This window comes from Motiliproteus coralliicola (genome assembly GCF_003345655.1).
Lineage (GTDB): Bacteria > Pseudomonadota > Gammaproteobacteria > Pseudomonadales > Balneatricaceae > Motiliproteus > Motiliproteus coralliicola.
Window position 1 is genome coordinate 1485757 of sequence record NZ_QQOH01000001.1, and the last position, 20129, is coordinate 1505885.

Here is a 20129-nt window from a genome sequence, read left to right on the forward strand (position 1 = left end):
CGGGTCAGTTCCTTGACCGCTAACAACCCTCCATCGGGCGTATATCCTGTTGAAGTATAGATAGATCTATGTCGATGAAAACGACTCAGATCATGATAAGAACACTTTCAGTAGGGACATTAGTCTAATGCCTCGGATCGATATCAATCGGTAAAAAATATCAGTCCAATACCGGCCTGATTAAAGAATGATCAGCGGCTTATGCAGCGAACAAGATCGACGGACTTATCGATTGGCTGCGGGCGCAAGCAGCAGCACAAAAACCGGGCCTGCGAAGGGGATGCAGAGCCCGGCGACCCAGGGGTGGGGATCCCCCGGTCATCGGCAACGGTCAGACGCCACCGATACGGCTGATACTGGCTCAGCCCTAATCACTCAGCGCCTAGTAACTCAACACGGCACCGATCGCGATCGAGCGAACCTCTTTGGAGTCGGATTCGGCCTTATCGTACTCGGCCACCAACTGGAAGTTATCGTTAACCTTGTGGAACCAGGCCACCGCATGGTTCTTCAGATCCAGTTCGTTGCCACCCGGCGTGGTACCGCCCTTATTCTTGCCGTAGGACAGAACCAGACGCTCTTTTCCAAAGCTGTAGGAGGCCTGCAGCAGATGGCCGTCAACATCGGCATTGTCGCTGGTCACCGTATTACCCAGCCCCGCCGCTCCGACACCGGTAGCGTCAAAACCCGAAGCGCTCAGCGACAGACCACCGAACTTAACGTTGGCGCCGTAGGAAAGGCCATTGGAGTCGACTTTGCCTCCCCCACTGACCTCCTTCGACGACTGGGTCATGCCACCTAACCAGACCTTGTAGGAGCCCTGATCGAACTCGCCGTTATAGGTCGCCTCTGCCTCGAACCGTGGCGCGCTCTCTTCCGAGGTGGTTGAGCTCTTGTTCGGGTCGAACACCCCAGCAGCAACCTGGAAGCCGCTCATCACCGGGCTGCGGTAGGTAATCTGTGCAACCGGGAACGGATACAGATAGCCGGTACCGATGTTACCGAAGGAGACATTGGCCGCATCGGAAGTGACGGTATGGGTCTGACCGTAGCCGAGCAGGATCTCATCACCCAGAATATTGCTGCGGTTAAACAGTCCGAAGTCCTTACCGATCAGCACTTCACCCCAGTCCGACGCCACAGCGCCGTAAAACTGGCGCACATCGATACCGGTATCGGTAAAGCCGTGGGTCGAGTTCTGAGTTCGGATCGGGTCGCTGTCGTTGATAGTGACCCAGAATGAGGAGCGGGCACCGATCTTCAGATCATCGACCTGCTTGGCGAAGTTGAAGCCAATCCAGTTAGGCAGAAAGCCCATCATCACCCGGGACTGATTCTTGGTTTCGGTGGCGGTTTTTTCCTCGGTACTGACCAGGAAGGTATTGATCATCCCGTCGGTTGAGAAGCTGGTATCCCCCTGTTCATAGATGGTGATCGCCGCCTGCGCCTGACTGCTGATGCCGAGCGCAACCGCTAACGGCAACAGGAGGCGTAAACTGTTTTTATTGTTCATCACATGGCCCTTCGTCGTTGGTAGGAATCGCTGTATCTGGACAGCAACGACGGCCAGTATCAATCCACGCCAGGTGAGCTAACATACTGCCTTGAAACGACTTTTCTAATCAGACGGCAGCCCCTTCAAGGTCTTGCGCCCCTCTGCCACTAGTGCACTGAGTCTCCGCTTGGGACGATCTACGACCTCTGTCGTCCGCCGATAATGGTTTAAGTTGCAACCGGATCGGTGGGCACATTTGTGCCCCGAAACCAGACCCGATTGACGTAAGCATCCGTCGGCACCTTCGTTGATAGCCCCTGATCTGCAACTCTGCCCGGCGAGTCGTAGCACCACCGGAATAGCGCCAGTTACCACGACATAATGCTCCTTCGACCTCCTGCTACCGAAGTCGTAGAGGTTTGCTCCTCAAGTGTCATTGTTGTTGTCCGTCGGCGCTCTAGGATGGAATCAGGCACCGTCCGAACAACGACAACTAACGACGGGAGAGGCTTGTCAGGATGACCCATAGAGACCGCATCGGCCGTCCTCTGGCCAGGGGCTGGCTACAACTACTGTTTGCGCTTTGCCTGCTACTGGGCAACGGTCCGGCGTTTGCGATGGAATACCAGGCCATCATCGAGCAACTGTTTCCCAAAGCCACCCGCATCGAACCCAAGCAGCAGGATTACCCGGTCTACCCGGTTTATCAGCTCAACGAACTGCTGGGCTACGCCTACGAATCCACCGACCTGAGCGACCTACCCGGGTTTGCCGGCAAACCTATCAAGCTGATGATCGGGCTCGATACCGCCGGTCGCTTCAGCGGCGTCAAGGTGCTCGACCACCACGAGCCGGTGTTTCTCCACGGGCTCGGCCAGCAACCGTTGTTCGATTTTGTTGATCAATACCAAGGGCAGTCGCTGACCGATCCGATCGTGATCGGCGAAGGCAACTCCGAGGAAGGCGGGCCGGTCTACATCGACGGCGTCAGCAAGGCCACCGTATCGGTGGTGATCGTCAACGACACAGTACTGGCCACCGCGCTGCAGGTGGCCCGAAATCGGCTGGAAGGATTTGCCCAGTCTCCAGCCGCACGCCCGAAGACCGATCTGTTCGAACCGCTGAGCATCGACGAGTTGATCGCCCGCGGCTACCTGCAGCACTGGCAGCTCAATCGCGCCAGCGTCGAGCAGGAACTGGGACAGTCGCTGGACAACTATGGCGATATCGATCTGGAGCACGACCTTAATCTGACCCCGGAGCAGCTGCAGCGAATCGATCAGGATCCTGGCCAGGCGCTGTTTAGCGAACTCTGGGTTGCCTATCTGAATGCCCCAATCATCGGCCGCAACCTGCTGGGTGAGCAGCACTACCGACAGCTGATCCAGAGTCTAAAAAAGGATGAACAAGTTTTTGCGGTGCTGTCACGCGGCCCCTTCGGCCACGTCAAAGAGGATTTCAAACCCGGCACCGTGCCAGGTCGCCTGTCATTGCAGCAGCAAGGGCTGGCGATTGAGCTACGCGACCTGAACGCGCTGGAGGACAGCAGCGACCCGAACGCCTTCGCCGACGGCATCCCGGAGTTCGACCAGGCTCACCTGTTCCGAATCAAGGGCCACGCCGGGTTCAACCCCGGCGCTGAATCCCAACTGGTGCTCAATGTCGACCTGGCCCGAAACCACCTGATCAGCGATCAGGGCAGCTTCAGCTACAGCCATAAGTTGCCGGACGAGCTGTTCGAGCTAGTCGAGGTGGAGATCGCCGCCGCACCGCTACCGCTGTGGATGCGGATCTGGAAGGACCGCACCGCCACCATCGCCACCCTGCTGCTGGGGCTCGGACTGCTGAGCTGGGTCTTTGTCCGCCAGCGTCGATACAGTTACCAGAGCCGATTTATGCACTATTTCCGCTGGGGCTATCTGTGGTTCACGCTGCTATTTATCGGCTTCTACGCCCAGGGCCAGTTGTCGGTGGTCAACATCTATACCCTGCTGCTGGCGCTCTGGGACGGTTTCGATATCAAGCTGTTCCTGCTCGACCCGGTGATCTTTATCCTCTGGAGCTACACCTTTATCAGCCTGTTCCTGTGGGGTCGAGGGCTGTTCTGCGGCTGGCTTTGCCCGTTCGGAGCGCTGCAGGAGATGGTGGCCTGGGTTGCCGCCAAGCTAAAGATCAAACAGTGGAAGATGCCGGAGCCACTGCATCGACGCCTTATTCTGATCAAGTACCCGCTGCTGCTCGGGCTGGTCGTCACCGCCTTCGGCTCCCTGACGCTGGCCGAACAACTGGCCGAGGTGGAGCCGTTCAAAACCAGTATCACCCTGGTGTTCGTGCGTCACTGGCCGTTCGTCCTTTACGCCCTGTTGCTGCTCGGAATGGGTCTGTTCGTGCACAAGTTCTACTGCCGCTACCTGTGCCCGCTGGGGGCCGGGCTGGCGGTGCTCGGTCGGCTGCGGCTGTTCAACTGGCTCGATCGCATCGAGCCCTGCGGCAGCCCCTGCCAACTGTGTAAGCGCCGCTGCGGCATCAATGCCATCCACCAGGACGGCCGGATCGATTACGACGAGTGTATTCAGTGCCTGGAATGCGTGGTGATCCTGAACGATCCCAAGCAGTGTGTCGCCTCGCTACAACAGGCCAAGAAACAGCGCCGCCGCAACCAATCACTGGCCGTAGATATCAGTTCTGGCCCGGTCAACGAGCCTCAACCCGGGATCAAACCGGTGGTTGGATAAAACACCACCATCGCCGCTAAGCGCAGTGCTAATCAGGCCTGCAGCAAGGGTTCCCAATCCTATGCACAAAATCATCCACAGATTTTGTGCACAACCTCACCGAGCTCTGCTGGTGCCCCTTGAGCAACAACAGGTCCGGTCAATGCTCACAGGACCAGGACATCCCTGCTAACATGACGGCAGCTTTGTCCCTAGTCACCCGGAGTCCCCATGAAACAAACGGTTGTCATTACCGGTGCCAGTCGCGGCATCGGCCTGTCGCTGACCAAACTCTATCTATCCAAAGGCTGCAACGTCTTCGCCCTCTGTCGTCAAGCCTCGGCTGATCTCAGCACCAGCGGTGCCACGGTGGTCGAAGGAATCGATATGGCAGATGACGGTGTCATTGAGCGTCTTAAGAGTGCGCTGGCCGGTGTCCGGATCGATCTGCTGATCAACAATGCCGGCATCCTACGCAACGAAATTCTGGGCCAGATCGAGTTTGATTCTTTGCGGCAGCAATTCGAGGTCAATACCCTCGGCCCGATCCGCGCTGTCGAAGCGCTGGGGTCGAACCTGGTCAACGGTGCCAAGCTCGCCATGATCACCAGTCGTATGGGCTCGGTCGCCGACAACACCAGCGGCGGCCGCTACGGCTACCGGATGTCGAAGGCCGCGCTGAACATTGCTGCCGTCTCCATGGCCCATGATCTGAGCCACCAGGGAGTCAGCGTTGCCATCATTCATCCGGGGTTGGTCGGTACCGAGATGATTGGGGGCCATGGCGATATCACACCCGATCAAGCGGCTGAGCGTATCGCTCAACGTATCGAGGGTTTAACGCCGGAAACCAGTGGTACCTTCTGGCATTCCAACGGCGAGGTACTGCCCTGGTAAGAAAGACCAACCACCGGGTTGATCGATGTGATGATTAGGCTTGGAGGCTCAATGCGCCGCTAGGCGCCCTGGCTCAACCAATGACGGGCTTTGTATTCATCGACAGTGGGAAAGAACTCGATCTCAACCGGGCGTAATCCCTGCCCGGTAAAGAGCAGCGCCTGCTCTTGCCAGCGGGGATCACCGACGATCGCGATCCGTCGAACATGCTGGTCAAAGCTGTCAGAGAAGAGCTGCCCTTCCCAACCGTCGGAGTGCTCCCAACCGTCGAACTGCTCCAACAGAATCAGGATCTCGGTCGGTAACACCTGATCCAGACGCGCTACAAGCTGATCGGATACCCGGGCGAACTCATCGACCTGAAGCTCACCGCTAACGCGAATAATGACTCGGTTGCTCTGTTCAAACTGAAGCGAGACGGCCATCGTGGAGATTCCTTTGATATGGGGCTGTTCCGATTAGTCTAGAACAAACATTTACAGATCAGATAGTTGAGTTCAAAGCGACCTTGGTTCAATAGCAACTACAATTATCCCAACGCCTCTTTCAATTCCAATAAGCAGCTGTACACTGGATGCATTCCAGCATGGTCTCTGCGCCAGCAGAGTGGTTTTCTATGGCAGTCAGTACGCAAACAGAGTCACCCTACTTCAGAGCTTTACTTCGGGCTCTGGTGTTGTATCTAGTGAGTTGTTGTACGGTATCGGCTGATGAACAGGAATCAGCCCCCTATCTGATGGTCGGCACCTTCTTCCCCTACATTTTGGAGGAGTCGATGGACGGCAAACCGCAAGGTCTGGCAATCGACGTACTCCATCGAGTAACAGAACTGACCGGAGACCAATTCAAGGTGCTAGTGCTACCCTGGCCCCGGGCGTTGCGGCTGGTTGAAGTCGGTGCGGCGGATGGCCTGATCGGCCCCTATAAAACCCGTCAGCGCGAAGCGATACTCGACTATTCGGCGACGGAGATCTATCACGACCATATGATCTTTCTCTCCCGCGGCAAGGACTTTAAAACCATCCGTCAATGGCGCGGAAATCTTCAAGGCATCGCCGATCAGCGCATTATCACCGTCCGAGGCTGGGCCTACGGTGCCGAGTTTGAACAGATCAAACCGCGGCTGCAGACCGTCGAAGCCAACACCTTTTCTCATGGCTTGCAGCTACTCCAGAAAGGCCGGGGCGAACTGCTGGCAGCCAATGAGCGCAACGCTATCTTTGAAGTGAGAAAAGAGCAGCTGCAACCGAAAATTGCCTACCTGACGCCGCCATTTGGACGAATGGTCGGCTATTTCGGCTTCTCCAAGCAAAAAGGCGATCATCAATTTCAGCGACGCTTTAACCAAGCACTATCTGAAATGCATCATAATGGCGAAATGCTCGAGCTCTGGACCAAGCACGGGTTGAAGCTTTACCCCGAAACTGCCCCGCAAAGTCTGTCTGAATAGTCCGGGGCGAGGAATCGACGTCTAACAGCCCCCTTCTAAATACCCCGCTAGTCGGTCTAGCCGGCACGAATTCGGATACGCTGATCCATCCCATTGGATAACAGCGGTCCCAAGCCACGTACATCGTCAAATAACCAAGATTCCAACAACTGGGTGCCGATCAGTAACGGCCTAGTACCTGATTGCTAATCACCACCTTAATTGGATCAGAGAGCGTCCTCAGCGGACGGCATGAAAACGGCATCAAGCTGGGCCTTGGTGGAGCTGATCTACTAGATCGCCGCCCTGCCCTGTCTTAAAGGTTTTCAGCCAGTCCCGAACCTCCCCGATCGTCAGTTCCTTGTAGGTAACTGTCAGAACGGACTCAACCGGGATTTGCTTTTGAAGTGCCATATTTCGCCCATAAAAAAGGCCCCGTAGGGCCTTTTACTGTTTGTAATATACGCCAGCTTTAAATAAATTCAACGTTGACAATCATCTTGTTTAACATCAATTCGGAAAGATTATTAGAAAGCTCTATGTCTACCAAAACTTATCAAATACATCAAAAATATAGCTAGAAGAACAATCAACTTAGTCGGAGGCTCAGGTATGGGAGTACTATCATCAATAATAGTTGTAATAGGTACCATTCTAACCGATCCGCTATTCCAATCGTCTGTAAAACTAATTCCCATCGGAAAGGCTAAACCATTATCAGGGTCAAGCATCTCTTCCGCTTCAATGCCTCGTATTCCGAAAGCTCTTATCCCATCTTGAATCCCTAAACTTGAAATAACATTAAACTCTTCACCAGCCAGAAGGTTTTTTCCAGAATCGACAAATGCACCAAACTCATCTAACAAAAACAAATCATATATATCATCACCAAAACCAACAGGAGCAACTAGTGATGCAATATTTGGGACAGATGGATCTAAATAAAAATCATATCCAACAGCCACCTCAGGATCTAACCAGCCTACAACCCCACCCGTTAGTCCATCTCCGCAGTCAAAGGTTGCAAGGCTACATTCCACAGGCCATCGAGGTGGGTTAATTTCTATATCCTCCTCGTCTTCTTCTGGGGGAATAGGATTCTGCTGGTCCCACCCAGGGCCTCTAATAATTATATCATCCCAGAATGATCTGCCTTTTAGACGAAACGGTGAAGTAGACTCCTGAACAAAAGCTCCACCTTGTATCCCTAATGAACTAGGCTGCCCTGTAGCGCTAAAATTAAATAGATTTTCACCTTGCTCAAGAGCAAAACTCATAGAATCTATATTTACGCTATCGTCTTCAATTTTAATTATTCCTGACCAATTAGCCCCATTATCATCAAAATGAAAAACTTCTCCTGATGAATTATCAGTAACAGTTGCCGAGAAAGAAACAACTGTATTATTATTTATACTACCGTCTGGTTGAATGAAATCAGTATCAACTTTTGCTTCTGCACTCCCAAAACCCGAGTCATCTACAAATATAAGATCTAAAAATACAGCTTGCGAAGAAGAACTAATAACAAGTCCGACAGCAAAGATTAACATCTCTAGTTTCTTATTCGATGCCAAATGACTCAGGCGAGTGCCTGATATAAACGGAAACATGATTCACTCCATCTAATAAGTTGATCAAAAAAATAATCAACAGCGGCCAAGACACCTAAGACGAAGCTCTGATATAGATTTATGTATAGGCAAATCACTGCTTTTAAGCAAGTTAATTAATACTGCAGTTTGCTGGTCCGCCTCACGGGCCAATCAGGACCTCCCCACGGACCAGAAAGCGGGGTTATTGGGGCCTCACTGGTCCGCCACACGGGCACCTTTATATATTTACCATAGGTACGGCATCAAAACGGCAGTTGATGGGCAGTAAGTGCGATAACCCGATCTATAGTAGATCGGCTATTTGGGAAGGCAGATGCTTCGAAGCAAAGGGAATCAAAAAGCGACCCTGTCCATTTGGACAATACACGCGGCGATCGAAACTGTTTATGGGTCCTGCTGGCGTTACGGGTGTGCGGCTGCGCAAGACTTTGATAGCTACTGAATGCGTTACTGACTTCCTTCCTATTAAGCGAAGGGACAGCCATTTGTCACTAGGGAGTGACAGAGCTGAGGCACTACCTGGTGACACAGATAAGTAACCGGGTGGGGGTGGGTTGAATCTTCGTGGTCTAGTACCAAATGACCGCCGCCCCAGCAACGCAACCACGCCGCCAAAATGGCCAGCCTTTGAGAAGGCCGACTAGACAGGATCGGAGAGCACCCATAGTCACAAGTGGAATTGCCAGCCGGACCAACCACAACTTAATCTGTTCCTGCGCCCTGAAAGGCCAAGCATTTGACCAACCAGAGCTAAACACAACTGCAAAACAAGGAGATTGCAGCCATGCCTTACGTTATTGGACCCACATCACAGCACAAACTCACTGAGGTCTCAGACCAAGTATTTGAAGCCCTCGAACTCTTAATCGAATCTTGATGATAAGAACCGGGAAATAGCCATTGGGTGGTTAGATGAGCTAGCTGAAGGGAAGGATCCTAGCGAACTGACGCCACTACAGTAGCGCAGCGCACGACCTAGAGATAATGAGACGTATTATTATCAATAGCTACGCTTGGGGGCGGTAATTATCAAGATGGATAGTTGTTGATTGTTGGTGGGTGTAGATAGGAGTTAGAAACTCGATTTTTTCTACACGATGGCGCCTATATGGCACCCAACAGAAAACAGAGATAGGTGACATCAGGGCCGATATGCAACAATCGGTTTTTAAGGGGAAAGTTGGTCGGCGTGAGAGGATTCGAACCTCCGACCCCATCCTCCCGAAGGATGTGCGCTACCAGGCTGCGCTACACGCCGATCTTTTCTTGCAGGGGCTGTTTCCAGCGGCACGCATGATAGATAAAGCGCCCCTTGAACACAACCATTTCGTCATCTTTTTTTAATGCTTTTGGCGATTTATCGACGATCGGTTATTTGTTGTACGATCCGGCAGGCTGGTTGATCAAAGCTTGGTCAACGGGCCGCCATCGAGTCGAACTAAAGCCTATCGTGGCGGTTATGCCCGGCACTCCAACTGGTCCAGGCAGTGGTCGCGCAGATCAATATAATCCAGATCGGATAAGCCCAGGTATGTCAGGGTTGGCAGCAGATCTGAGATATCCGGACTGGAACTACTCAGACGCCAATACCGTCGATATCTCTCACTGATATTCTTGGCCAGCATGATCAGACAGAGCAACGTTTTGCTGCTGTCGTTGCTGTGATCCGATGCATCCAACAACACCGTCGGATATTGCAGTTGAAGTCGAATCGCCTGACAGACTCTGTCCGGCATCCCCCAGGTTTCGGCAATCTCCGCTCCGATGCTGAAGTGGTCGACGCCGTAGCGCTCGTTCTCCTGCAAACTCAACGCCGCCACCTGTTGCCCTTCGATGGCTCCGAGGAACTCCCGGTAGTCCGGGTAGCTCTCGATCATTAGCGGGATGCCGCAATCATGCAGCATGCCGACGGTATAGGCGGTATCCGGGTCTTCACTGGAAACTCGAGGTGCCAGCATGGCCGATAGTTCGGCGACCTCTATCGCACTATCCCAGAAGCGCTCCAGTCGACCCGCTTTTGAAAGGGATTTTTTCAACACGATTAACTCGATCAACGAGTAGAGCCGTTTAAGCCCCAGCCGCATGACAACCTGATGTAGCGAGGTAAATTTCTGAACGCCGGCATATCGGGGACTGTTGGCCATCGACAGCACCACGGTATAGATCGAGACATCGGTCTTGATGGTTTCCACGATCGTGTCAAAGTCTGGTTCCTCGGCTTTGACCAACCGGGTTAGTGTCAGCAGAACTTCCGGACGCGGTGGGATGAGATAAGGCTTACCGTTCATGGTACTTCTAGCAGTCCTTTGAGTTGTTTTTTTTGCAGTGTAACAGTGCCTCGGCCTGAGCAACAGAAGCCTGTATCCGCCTCGAGAGCCATCCCCGTATTGTTTTGGATCGGATTCGCTTGGACAGGTCAGCTTTTCCTGAACTAGGCCGGTTTTGACGCTTATTTCAGCGGCCTGATTTGACAGTTTCTCCTTTGCTGACTAGTACTTGTAGCAGGCTATTACGCCGCCAACGGGTCTCGAAGGCCGGGTCAAAAACCCGCCTGCTGCAGGCCTGTTTGCCTTTTTGCGGTCTCTAATCACCAAAGCTGCGGGTATCTGAACCATGTTAAAACTCAAGAATATTGCTGTAGTCGCACTGTCCACCTCCATCGGCCTGACGGCCTCGTTGTCGACCCAAGCGGCCGAGCAGCGGTTTGTGACGATCGGAACCGGCGGGGTCACCGGGGTCTACTATCCGACCGGGGGGTCCATCTGTCGACTGGTTAACAAAGGTCGTAAGGAGCACGGTATCCGCTGTAGCGTTGAGAGTACCGGCGGCTCGGTCTACAACCTCAACACGATCCGTGAAGGTGAGCTGGATATGGGTGTGGCCCAATCCGACTGGCAATATCACGCCTATAACGGCACCAGCAAGTTCGAGGACAAGGGCGGCAACAAAGATCTGCGCGCCATCTTCTCGGTCCACCCGGAGCCCTTCACCGTGGTCGCCCGTGCCGATGCCGGTATCAAGACCTTTGACGACCTGAAAGGCAAGCGGGTCAATGTCGGCAACCCCGGCTCTGGTCAGCGCGGCACCATGGAAGTGCTGATGAAAGCCAAGGGCTGGACCATGGATGACTTCGCCCTGGCGTCCGAGCTCAAGTCCGCCGAGCAGTCCTCGGCGCTGTGCGATAACAAGATCGATGCGATGGTCTTCACCGTCGGCCACCCCAGTGGTTCGATCAAGGAAGCGACCACTTCCTGCGACAGTGTTCTGGTCGAGGTCAGCGGCGATTCGGTTAACAAGCTAGTGTCAGACAACAGCTACTACCGCACCGCCACCATCCCGGGCGGCATGTACCGTGGCAACGATAACGACGTGATGACCTTCGGTGTCGGCGCCACCTTCGTTTCCTCAACCAATACTCCGGATGATGTGATCTACGAAGTGGTCAAAGCGGTATTTGAAAACTTCGATACCTTCAGAAAGCTGCACCCGGCCTTTGGTAATCTGAAGAAGGAACAGATGATCAAAGACGGTCTGTCTGCCCCGCTGCATCCGGGCGCGGCCAAGTACTACAAAGAAGCCGGTCTGATGTAAGACCCTGATCCCCCGGAGCCCTGGCTTCGGGGGATTGTCTTTTCTAACCACTTAGTAAGAATCGACCCCGGCTGTCAGGGAGCCTGCCATGAGTCACAATGATGATACGGCCGAAAAAGAGATCCAGGAGCTAGTCGCCTCTTCCGACAGCGGCGCTCGCGACCCGGGTGGCTTACCCGGTAAAATCCTGTTGATCACCCCGGTCTGCTGGGCCCTGTTCCAGCTCTGGTACGCCTCCCCGCTCCCCTTTTTGCTCAACTTTGGCGTCCTTAACGACACCGAAGCGCGCTCGGTTCATCTGGCTTTCGCCATCTTCCTGGCCTTCACCGCCTACCCGGCACTGAGCAGCTCTCGACGTGACCTGATTCCGATTCAGGATTGGCTGATGGCCCTGGTTGGCGCTTTCTGCGCCGGTTACCTATTCCTGTTCTATGCCGAGCTGTCGGATCGGGCCGGTTCGCCGACCCAGTTCGATATCGTCACCGCCGTGGCCGGGATGCTGTTGCTGCTCGAAGCGACTCGCCGAGCTCTAGGACCACCGTTGATGGTGGTGGCCTCGGTTTTCCTGATCTACACCTTTGCCGGCCCCTATATGCCGGATGTCATTGCCCATAAGGGTGCCAGCCTCAACAAAACCATGTCGCACCAGTGGCTGACCACCGAAGGGGTGTTCGGCGTGGCACTGGGAGTCTCGACCAGTTTCGTGTTCCTGTTCGTGCTGTTTGGTGCCCTGCTCGATAAGGCCGGCGCCGGCAACTACTTCATCAAGGTCGCCTTTTCACTGCTGGGTCATATGCGAGGCGGCCCGGCCAAAGCGGCGGTGGTCTCCTCTGGTCTGTCCGGGCTGATCTCCGGTTCATCGATCGCCAACGTGGTGACCACCGGCACCTTCACCATCCCGCTGATGAAACGGGTCGGTTTCCCCGGGACCAAGGCCGGCGCGGTCGAGGTTGCCGCCTCCACCAACGGGCAATTAACACCGCCCATCATGGGCGCGGCCGCGTTCCTGATGGTTGAATATGTGGGCATCTCCTACGTCGAGGTGATCACCCACGCGATCTTGCCGGCGCTGATTTCCTATATCGCGCTGATCTATATCGTTCATCTGGAAGCCCTCAAAGCCAATATGCAGGGGCTGCCCCGACGGACCAACCCAACCCTGGCGCAGAGCCTGTTGTCGTTTCTGACCACCTTCCTGGGCATCTGCATTATCGCCGCCGTAGTCTATTACGGCGTCGGCTGGACCAAGGATCTGTTCGGCGGTACCGCCACCCTGGTGTTGGGGCTGTTGATCTGCCTGGTGTATGTGTTGCTGGTGCGCTATTCGGCCCAATACCCGGAACTGCAGATGGATGACCCCAACGCCGAGGTCGTGGAGCTTCCCGAGGTCGGTCCGACAGTCAAATCCGGTCTCTACTACCTGCTGCCGATCTTCGTGCTGGTCTGGTGTTTGATGGTCGAGCGCTTCTCGCCGGGGCTGTCGGCCTTCTGGGCCACCCTGTTCATGATCGTGATCGTCATCACCCACCGCCCTCTGCTGGCGCTGTTCCGCCATCAGGGTGACCTCAAATGTGCGGTCTACCGCGGTTTGATGGAGCTATTCGACGGGCTGGCCAGCGGTGCCCGCAACATGATCGGTATCGGCGTAGCCACCGCTGCCGCCGGGATCGTGGTCGGCACCGTGACACTGACCGGTATCGGTTTGGTGATGACCGAGTTTGTCGAATTTATCTCCGGTGGTTCGGTGTTGCTGATGCTGTTCTTCACCGCCCTGATCAGCCTGATTCTCGGCATGGGGCTGCCCACCACCGCCAACTACATCGTCGTCTCGACCCTGATGGCGCCGGTGATCGTCAACCTGGGCGCCGCCCACGGTCTGATCGTTCCGCTGATCGCAGTACACCTGTTCGTGTTCTACTTCGGTATCCTGGCCGATGACACGCCGCCGGTAGGCTTGGCTGCCTTTGCGGCCGCCGCCATCGCCCGCTCCGATCCAATTCGCACCGGTATCCAGGGCTTCACTTACGATATCCGGACCGCGGTGCTGCCGTTCATGTTCATCTTCAACACCCAGTTGCTGTTGATCGGCATTGATTCAGTACTGTCGCTACTGTTGACCATTTTCAGCGCCATCATCGCCATGCTGGTCTTTGCCGCGGCGACCCAAGGCTTCTGGCTGGTAAAAACCCGCTGGTGGGAGACGATCGGACTGCTGCTGGTGGCGTTTTCGCTGTTCCGGCCCGGCTTCTGGTGGGACGAAGTCTACCCGCCGCTGGTGGAAGCCCCGGCCGCTGAGATCAATCAACGCGCCGAACAGATCGCTCCGGACGGTAACCTACGGATGCGGGTCAGCGGTATCAACCTGGATGGCGATGAAGTCTCCAAGATCGTGCTGTTGCCGCTGGGTGAGAGTGGCGATGGTGAAACCCGCTTGACCAACGCAGGACTGATGCTGCGACAGGATGATGACCGCACGGTGGTCGACATGGTCGCTTTCGGTAGCCCGGCCCAGGAGCTTGGTATTGATTTTGACTGGGAGATCCAGCAGCTGCTGATCGATGCCGAACGGCCACCCAAAGAGCTGGTCTTTATCCCGGCACTGGTACTGCTGGGTGCCCTGTGGATCGGCCAACGACGGCGGCGGGAGCAGCAGTCGCAAGCAGCCACAGCAACCTGAACAGGTGCCCGTCGCGATGACTAGGAGAGCCCGGCATGTCCAAAGATATCCTGATACCGATTGATGCCCAGAAGCCAGAACTGGCGGACAAGGCCCTGAAGATCGCCATCTCACAGGCCCGCGAGAGCGGCGGTGAGCTGCATGTCATGACCGTCGTACCCGGATTCAATATGCCGATGGTGGCGGCCTACTTTCCCGCCGATGCGATGGAAAACGCCCTCAACGCGGTGGAGAAAAAACTGCACCAGTATATCGACAGCCATGTTCCCCAAGATCTGCCCAGCTGTCTGCATGTCAAAAACGGTAACCCCTACAAACAGATCGTTAAGATGGCCAAACAGATCAATGCCTCGATGATCGTCATTCCCAGCCGCAAGCACAGTTCGGTCGACGAAGCGCTGATCGGTTCGGTTGCCGGCAAGGTGGTCGAGCGGGCCAGCTGCTCGGTACTGGTGATCCGCGACTAAGGGGCAACAATTCCATTTCTGTCACCTTGGTCCTGGCACCCCGGACATAAGCCGCCCCCGGCTCCAACAGGGGGACGGCTTGCTGTTAACAACCGCTGTCGCATCCTGCGACAGCGGTGCGCTCAGCCACCCCCGCCCTGCGGTTCAGGCTCCAGTTGCGAAGCCGCAGCAACAGTTTGCGAACAGTTGCCGCTTTCCGGTGGCTGAATCTCGGCCGCAGGACTGGCAGTCGGATTCAGTTCAACCACACGACCGTCTTCCAGCTTGAGGCCGATATCTTCCAACAGGCGGGGTTCGAGGCGGCTCAGCTGCTGGTAGCTGAGGCTATCGGTGGCGCGCCGATCGAGTTGGTTCAGGGCTCGCTTAACAAAACTAAACAGGATCATCGTATTGCTCCTAAAGTCAGGAGGCAACGGACCTATCGGGTATCAACAAAGGGAGTTTGTGCATGGCCGCGATAGGATCCGCGGCCAGAAGGTTTTATCTACTCAGCACACGGACAGGCAGGGGCAAACGTCCAAATCGAATTGGAGGCGTTTTTTCGTGAATGCCAAGTTGCGGTTAAACGAAACATGGGATCAATTGCTGCCTGTCGTGAATAGGAATGCCCTTGAATAGGGCCGAATCATTAAACGTCAGCCGGCTGGCGTTGGTCAACCCTTAAACAGGCTTAAACCCAGCAGCACGGCTAAAATCGAAGCACAGAGCTGATCGATACGACCTTAAGACCTGCCCGAATCGATCACTTCGTGGGGCCAGCGCAGCTCTACCACCACCCGATCCTGTCGATTGAAGATCGCCACCTCAGCCTGCTGGGCATGGGCAATCAATTTAACCACGTAAAGTCCCAACCCCAGATGGCTGCCGCTCGTCTGGCGCCTTTCGCTACAAAACAGCTCGAACAACTGCGCCGCTTGCTGATCATCGATAGGCGTTGCTCGATTGCTGATCTGCAACATCAACCCCTGCGGATCAAGGCTTAATTGCAGCCGGATAGGGGCTGCTTCCAGATTGAAATCGAGTGCATTGTCGACCAACTTGTCCAGTAGTTGCTCAAGCCGATACTCGTTGGCCCGCAGCATCACATCGGTTTGCGGTAATTCCAGTTCAAACGGCTGCTGTGGGAAGTCGATCCGGCAACGCTCGACATAACGTTGCAGCAACGTTGTCAGCGCAACCGACGATACAGCCTCCGCGTTCAACGCATCCTCCAGACTGACCGCCTCGGTAATGCTCTGGATGGTCTGTTCCAGCTTGCTGACGCCCCGCCGAGCGCTGGCCACCAAGCGCTGTTGGCGCGCATCCAAAGGTTGATCGATCTCGGTCTCAAGCAGCTCCAGTGAGGTGCTGATGGTGTTGAGGGGGTTACTCAGCTCATGCCGCAACGTGCGTGGCATGCGCTCCAGAAACTGGGTATAACCCTGTAGCCGCTGCAACAGCACCTGACCATCGCGGGACAACTCTCCGAGTTCATCGCTGGCCAAACCATCGCTGAAGGGCTCTACCGACTGCAACCGCCCCTGATCATCAAAACGCCGCTTAAGCTCGCTACCCAGGCGTTTAATTCGAATCGCCAACCTTGATGCAAACCACAACAGCCCGACAATAACCGCCAGCAACACCGCCAGGGTCTGCCACCCCAGATCAAACAGCGACTGACGCTGGACCAGCGCCATTCGATCACTGGCGATCTGGACTACCAGCCTTGGCCCCTCCGGCAACTGCGGATAAACCGGCACCTGCACCGCGGCCCAGCCGCCACTTATGGAAGCCTCTCGCCCGCTGTCGATAAATTGTTGCAGGCGCTGCAACGACAGCGGCCCCAAGCCTTCGGTGGTCGCCAAAGGCTGGCTATCGGAGTCCAGCAACACCAGTTGCTGGTCGCTCTGGGAGTAGTTACCCAACAACTGCTGCAGTTCGGGAACCAGAGGCTGCAGGCGTAGTGGATAGGAGCGAACCGGCCCTGAGCTGCCATCGAAGTCATGGGCCTGGATCAATAGCTCAGGTGAAGATTGCAGCAGAGACACGGGCATTTTCAGTTCGAGCTGGTAACGGCCGGCGCGCTCCCACCAGACCGCTTCGATCGGGGTCGAACGATGCCGCAGTCGGCGCTTTGGAATACGGGCCCGAAACAGCCCCGGACCTTCGGCCATCAGCCTAAATCGCTGACCGTCAGCCAAGACCAAATCCAGATAGTCGTAGCGGGCGGGCTCACTGAAATCGATCCCGGCTCGGGCGTAGTAACGGCTGCCGTCATCCACCTCGATCGCCAGATAGAGCTGCTGTCGATACTGTGCCGCTCGAAGTTGTAGCCCCTCGTGCCGGACATGGGCCAGATGCTCGGGCCAGTCGCTGAAAAAGCCATCCAGGGTTAACGCCTGCCGTAAGCCGTATACCGGAATTGCCGATACCATTGTGTCGGTATCGGTGTCGCCGGTTGTGGCCGAACTACCGTCGCCGCTTTCGACCGCCACTCGACTCGGATCAGCAGACCACCAGTCCTCGGTCTCAGCTCGGTTGACGATATTGGCTGCCGCCGCCTCGGCCACCAAGCGCGCAGCCTGGATCTGGCTCTGGTCGACCACCTGGTTGATCGCGTCGAAATAACGCAGCCCCAGCCAGGGAACCAACCCCAGCAACGGCAGCATCAGCAGCAGTTTTTTGCGCAGCGTCAGACGCATGGTCAGCTGCCTCCCTCGCTCTCCTGCCAGCGGTAGCCCAGCCCATAGACACTGACCAGCCGATCAAAATCCGGATCAACGGCTTTGAATTTATTCCTCAGGTGGCGAATATGGGTACTGAGGGTGTTGTTGGTGACCACCGTCTGACGGGTCTTTTGAGCCAGCGCATCGAAGCTGACGACCGCCCCCTCGGCGTTGACCAGGGCTTCGACAATCAGCAGTTCGGTGACAGTCAGATTCAAGGGTAATCCTCGCCACATCGCTCGAGCACCGCTGATATCCAGTGCCAACTCCGATTCCAACTCATCCTGACCCGCCGAACGATCCGAGACGACCTCGGAGAGTTTACGGGCTCGTTTCAGGATCGCGGCCACCTTCTCCCGCAACAGCATCAGAGAAACCGGTTTGGTCAAATAATCCCAGGCTCCCAAACGCAGGCCGAAGATCTGATCGATCTCGTCGCTGCGAGAGGTAATGAACAGCACCGGTAGATCCGGGTACCGTCCCAATAACCATTGGCACAATTCAAACCCGGCATCGGGGTTGCTACCCAGGTGGATATCGAGCAGAGCGATATCCGGTTCGGCATCCAGTTGCTCGCGTACCTGCTGATCACTGTCAAATGCCCGCACCTGATAGTGGGACGAGCACAGAGCATCGGAGTAATTCTGTAACTGGTCGGGATCATCCTCGACGATCAGGATCTGGTGGTGCATCGATAATCCAGCTCGGGTTAAATGGCGATAACTTTATCCGACTCCGGGAATCATGAAAAATCCCAGGCAGACAAGCACTTTGACATAACTGGGCCGGAGCAGCCACCGCTACTCCGACCCGTCTTTCCACGCCTGTCACCCCATTCGGGATAGATCAGAGTGCCAAGATCCTTGGTCACAAGCCGCTTGTGCTTACCGGCGACTGACAACCGCCTCTTGCTGATCAAATTCGAACCGCACATCAACCCGTCGGTCCTCCGGTGCGTAGATTTTGTCGGTCTGGGCCTGGGTTGAGCCCAGCGCAGTCTGATCGATCAACTCGGCGGCGGTACCGCCTCCCACCAACGCCTGGCTGACCCGTTGATTACGCTGCTTGGCCAGTTGCCGGTTGTAGTCGGATAGCCCGGCACGATCGGTATGGCCTTCAAGATCGATCCGCATTCCCGGAACCTGTAGCGGTCCCTGGCTAATGGACTGCAGCATCGGCTGGTATTTGTTTTTCAGGCTGCTGCTGTTGTGATCAAAGTAGACCGATAGCCGCAGCCCGCTGACCCACTGCTGCAGGGCTTCATGCTGCTGGCCCAGGCCGGCCAACTGCTGCTCGGCGTGCTCAATCTGAGCCCGCTTTTCCGCCAGTTGTCGCTCCGCCTGTTGCAGCTGGCTCTGCGCTTCAACCAGCCGCTGTTCCGCCTGCTGGGATTGATTTTCGCTGTACGCCAACTGACGCTGCTGCACCTCGTCCTGGCCGATCATGGCGCCGAATGTACCGCCCAGAATCGCGCCAATCGGTCCGCCAACCACCGCACCAGCGACGGCACCGGCACCAAAACCGAGGTGCTGTGGGGTTTTATCCGTCGGCGCTACCGTTTCGGCCGCCTGCAGCGAAGCGCTAGCCAGCGTTATCGTCAGCGCCATAGCGCCGAAGCTAGCGGACTTGAGTGAAGTCTTCGAATAGTGTGATGCAAGTTTCATCCTGTCTCTCCTGGCCCTCGGGCCTGTCATGGCAAAGCTTGGTATTCAGAGGGACGTGGCCTTGGTTCGGCGCTCCCCTCATCGAGGTCGTGGAGCTATTGAACCGCAACGGCGGATGCCAAGATGGGAGCCGGGACGGACAAACCATGGAGAAAAAATGGAGCGCTGATGCGCCCTTAGATGCTCATAAGCAGGAAGACAAACCAGCAGCAAGCTATTAAGAGGTCAAGATCGGCGCCGCAACGAAAAACGCCGTGCTAGGCACGGCGTTTGATCAACACAGGTGTTGCTGGAAGGGTTTACTGGTAAACCCGGTCCTCGAACAGGTTCAGCGGGTTTTCAAGCTGGTCATCACCTTTGAAGAAGGGTGTTTTATCTTGAAGCATCAACCCCTTGGCGCTGAACCAACGCTCAATCTCCTCCATCGCATCTTCCGACTGCGCCCTTTGCATATAGGCGCTGACGATGCGGTAGAAATAAACCCCAAACATCGCGGCGGCCGCACCAAGGAAGAAATCCGAAGACATGGAGAACAGCAGCGCCAGTACGGCGATCATCCAGACGCGGCTGGCTTTGGCCTGCTTAAGCTCCTGATTAGCGCTATTGCCCTGGTCGTAGTGCTCTTCGAAACGGCGGTAATGCTGCTGGAAGTCACTCTTGAGATTGGCAGCAAGATGGCTTTGCATAATTTAACTATCCCCTAACACTTATAACTATTCTTATCCGGCCCACCTGCAGGCGACCGGTTCTGGTCACACGGAGCTGTTCAGCTGTTGCTGGGGCAGCCCTGCCCCGGGCTGGCGCCATTAAAAACAGCACCATCCGCTTGATCTGATTTCCGACTGGGTCAGTATAGTTTGTCAGAGCGACGTTG

15 protein-coding genes and 1 tRNA gene are annotated in these 20129 nt (G+C 55.6%); 6 read left to right on the forward strand and 10 right to left on the reverse strand.

From position 1 onward, the window contains the following. Positions 1-382: 382 nt before the first annotated feature. Positions 383-1513 carry a porin gene (locus tag DV711_RS06660; RefSeq protein WP_243633749.1) on the reverse strand — a complete coding sequence of 377 codons (1131 nt, stop codon included), beginning with the start codon at positions 1511-1513 and terminating at the stop codon, positions 383-385. A 500-nt stretch (positions 1514-2013) separates the two neighbouring features. On the opposite strand from DV711_RS06660, the gene DV711_RS06665 reads away from it, so the two are divergent. Beyond that, positions 2014-4230, forward strand: a complete 2217-nt coding sequence (locus DV711_RS06665; RefSeq protein WP_207802545.1) for a NosR/NirI family protein — start codon at positions 2014-2016, stop codon at positions 4228-4230. A gap of 210 nt (positions 4231-4440) precedes the next feature. Continuing rightward, on the forward strand, positions 4441-5106 hold the full coding sequence (locus DV711_RS06670; protein WP_114694825.1) for an SDR family oxidoreductase: 666 nt from the start codon (positions 4441-4443) through the stop codon (positions 5104-5106). A 59-nt stretch (positions 5107-5165) separates the two neighbouring features. Here DV711_RS06670 and DV711_RS06675 read toward each other — a convergent pair whose 3' ends face one another. Continuing rightward, a complete protein-coding gene (locus DV711_RS06675) occupies positions 5166-5531 on the reverse strand; it encodes a SpoIIAA family protein (RefSeq protein WP_114694826.1) in 366 nt (121 codons plus the stop codon). A 260-nt stretch (positions 5532-5791) separates the two neighbouring features. On the opposite strand from DV711_RS06675, the gene DV711_RS06680 reads away from it, so the two are divergent. Beyond that, complete coding sequence (locus tag DV711_RS06680) at positions 5792-6556, forward strand: substrate-binding periplasmic protein (RefSeq protein ID WP_165840016.1); 765 nt, start codon at positions 5792-5794, stop codon at positions 6554-6556. A 506-nt stretch (positions 6557-7062) separates the two neighbouring features. Here the strand turns inward: DV711_RS06680 and DV711_RS06685 are convergent. The 3 genes from DV711_RS06685 to DV711_RS06695 form a co-directional block, all read right to left on the reverse strand. Then, positions 7063-8148, reverse strand: coding sequence for a hypothetical protein (locus DV711_RS06685; protein WP_114694828.1), 1086 nt, complete (start codon positions 8146-8148; stop codon positions 7063-7065). Between the two features lie 1184 nt (positions 8149-9332). Continuing rightward, positions 9333-9409, reverse strand: a tRNA-Pro gene (locus DV711_RS06690). 199 nt (positions 9410-9608) lie between these two features. Then, complete coding sequence (locus DV711_RS06695; RefSeq protein ID WP_114694829.1) at positions 9609-10439, reverse strand: HDOD domain-containing protein; 831 nt, start codon at positions 10437-10439, stop codon at positions 9609-9611. A 325-nt stretch (positions 10440-10764) separates the two neighbouring features. Here DV711_RS06695 and DV711_RS06700 point away from each other — a divergent pair, with 325 nt between their 5' ends. From DV711_RS06700 to DV711_RS06710, 3 genes are all read left to right on the forward strand, one after another. After that, positions 10765-11742: a TAXI family TRAP transporter solute-binding subunit gene (locus DV711_RS06700; RefSeq protein ID WP_114694830.1), complete on the forward strand. Its 978-nt coding sequence runs from the start codon at positions 10765-10767 to the stop codon at positions 11740-11742. Between the two features lie 88 nt (positions 11743-11830). Then, positions 11831-14419, forward strand: a complete 2589-nt coding sequence (locus DV711_RS06705) for a TRAP transporter permease (protein WP_114694831.1) — start codon at positions 11831-11833, stop codon at positions 14417-14419. 35 nt (positions 14420-14454) lie between these two features. Then, the gene (locus DV711_RS06710) at positions 14455-14886 is read left to right on the forward strand and encodes a universal stress protein (protein ID WP_114694832.1); all 432 of its coding nucleotides are present in this window, start codon (positions 14455-14457) and stop codon (positions 14884-14886) included. A 122-nt stretch (positions 14887-15008) separates the two neighbouring features. On the opposite strand, the gene DV711_RS06715 is transcribed toward DV711_RS06710, so the two are convergent. The 5 genes from DV711_RS06715 to DV711_RS06735 all read right to left on the reverse strand — a co-directional run bounded on the left by DV711_RS06715 (position 15009) and on the right by DV711_RS06735 (position 19941). Then, a complete protein-coding gene (locus DV711_RS06715) occupies positions 15009-15272 on the reverse strand; it encodes a hypothetical protein (RefSeq protein WP_114694833.1) in 264 nt (87 codons plus the stop codon). A gap of 336 nt (positions 15273-15608) precedes the next feature. Continuing rightward, positions 15609-17567 (reverse strand): ATP-binding protein, encoded by a 1959-nt coding sequence (locus DV711_RS06720; protein WP_114694834.1) that lies wholly within the window; start codon positions 17565-17567, stop codon positions 15609-15611. A gap of 2 nt (positions 17568-17569) precedes the next feature. Then, the gene (locus DV711_RS06725) at positions 17570-18283 is read right to left on the reverse strand and encodes a response regulator transcription factor (protein WP_114694835.1); all 714 of its coding nucleotides are present in this window, start codon (positions 18281-18283) and stop codon (positions 17570-17572) included. Positions 18284-18475: 192 nt separating this feature from the next. Then, positions 18476-19255 carry an OmpA family protein gene (locus DV711_RS06730; protein ID WP_165840017.1) on the reverse strand — a complete coding sequence of 260 codons (780 nt, stop codon included), beginning with the start codon at positions 19253-19255 and terminating at the stop codon, positions 18476-18478. A 299-nt stretch (positions 19256-19554) separates the two neighbouring features. Further along, on the reverse strand, positions 19555-19941 hold the full coding sequence (locus DV711_RS06735) for a hypothetical protein (protein ID WP_114694837.1): 387 nt from the start codon (positions 19939-19941) through the stop codon (positions 19555-19557). Positions 19942-20129 lie beyond the last annotated feature (188 nt).

What these genes read in the sequence shown, in the direction of transcription:
- DV711_RS06660 (WP_243633749.1), bottom strand. Translation starts at nt 1,513, where the DNA reads ATGAACAATAAAAACAGTTTACGCCTCCTGTTGCCGTTAGCGGTTGCG.
- DV711_RS06665 (WP_207802545.1), top strand. Translation starts at nt 2,014, where the DNA reads ATGACCCATAGAGACCGCATCGGCCGTCCTCTGGCCAGGGGCTGGCTA.
- DV711_RS06670 (WP_114694825.1), top strand. Translation starts at nt 4,441, where the DNA reads ATGAAACAAACGGTTGTCATTACCGGTGCCAGTCGCGGCATCGGCCTG.
- DV711_RS06675 (WP_114694826.1), bottom strand. Translation starts at nt 5,531, where the DNA reads ATGGCCGTCTCGCTTCAGTTTGAACAGAGCAACCGAGTCATTATTCGC.
- DV711_RS06685 (WP_114694828.1), bottom strand. Translation starts at nt 8,148, where the DNA reads ATGTTTCCGTTTATATCAGGCACTCGCCTGAGTCATTTGGCATCGAAT.
- DV711_RS06695 (WP_114694829.1), bottom strand. Translation starts at nt 10,439, where the DNA reads ATGAACGGTAAGCCTTATCTCATCCCACCGCGTCCGGAAGTTCTGCTG.
- DV711_RS06700 (WP_114694830.1), top strand. Translation starts at nt 10,765, where the DNA reads ATGTTAAAACTCAAGAATATTGCTGTAGTCGCACTGTCCACCTCCATC.
- DV711_RS06705 (WP_114694831.1), top strand. Translation starts at nt 11,831, where the DNA reads ATGAGTCACAATGATGATACGGCCGAAAAAGAGATCCAGGAGCTAGTC.
- DV711_RS06710 (WP_114694832.1), top strand. Translation starts at nt 14,455, where the DNA reads ATGTCCAAAGATATCCTGATACCGATTGATGCCCAGAAGCCAGAACTG.
- DV711_RS06715 (WP_114694833.1), bottom strand. Translation starts at nt 15,272, where the DNA reads ATGATCCTGTTTAGTTTTGTTAAGCGAGCCCTGAACCAACTCGATCGG.
- DV711_RS06720 (WP_114694834.1), bottom strand. Translation starts at nt 17,567, where the DNA reads ATGCGTCTGACGCTGCGCAAAAAACTGCTGCTGATGCTGCCGTTGCTG.
- DV711_RS06725 (WP_114694835.1), bottom strand. Translation starts at nt 18,283, where the DNA reads ATGCACCACCAGATCCTGATCGTCGAGGATGATCCCGACCAGTTACAG.
- DV711_RS06730 (WP_165840017.1), bottom strand. Translation starts at nt 19,255, where the DNA reads ATGAAACTTGCATCACACTATTCGAAGACTTCACTCAAGTCCGCTAGC.
- DV711_RS06735 (WP_114694837.1), bottom strand. Translation starts at nt 19,941, where the DNA reads ATGCAAAGCCATCTTGCTGCCAATCTCAAGAGTGACTTCCAGCAGCAT.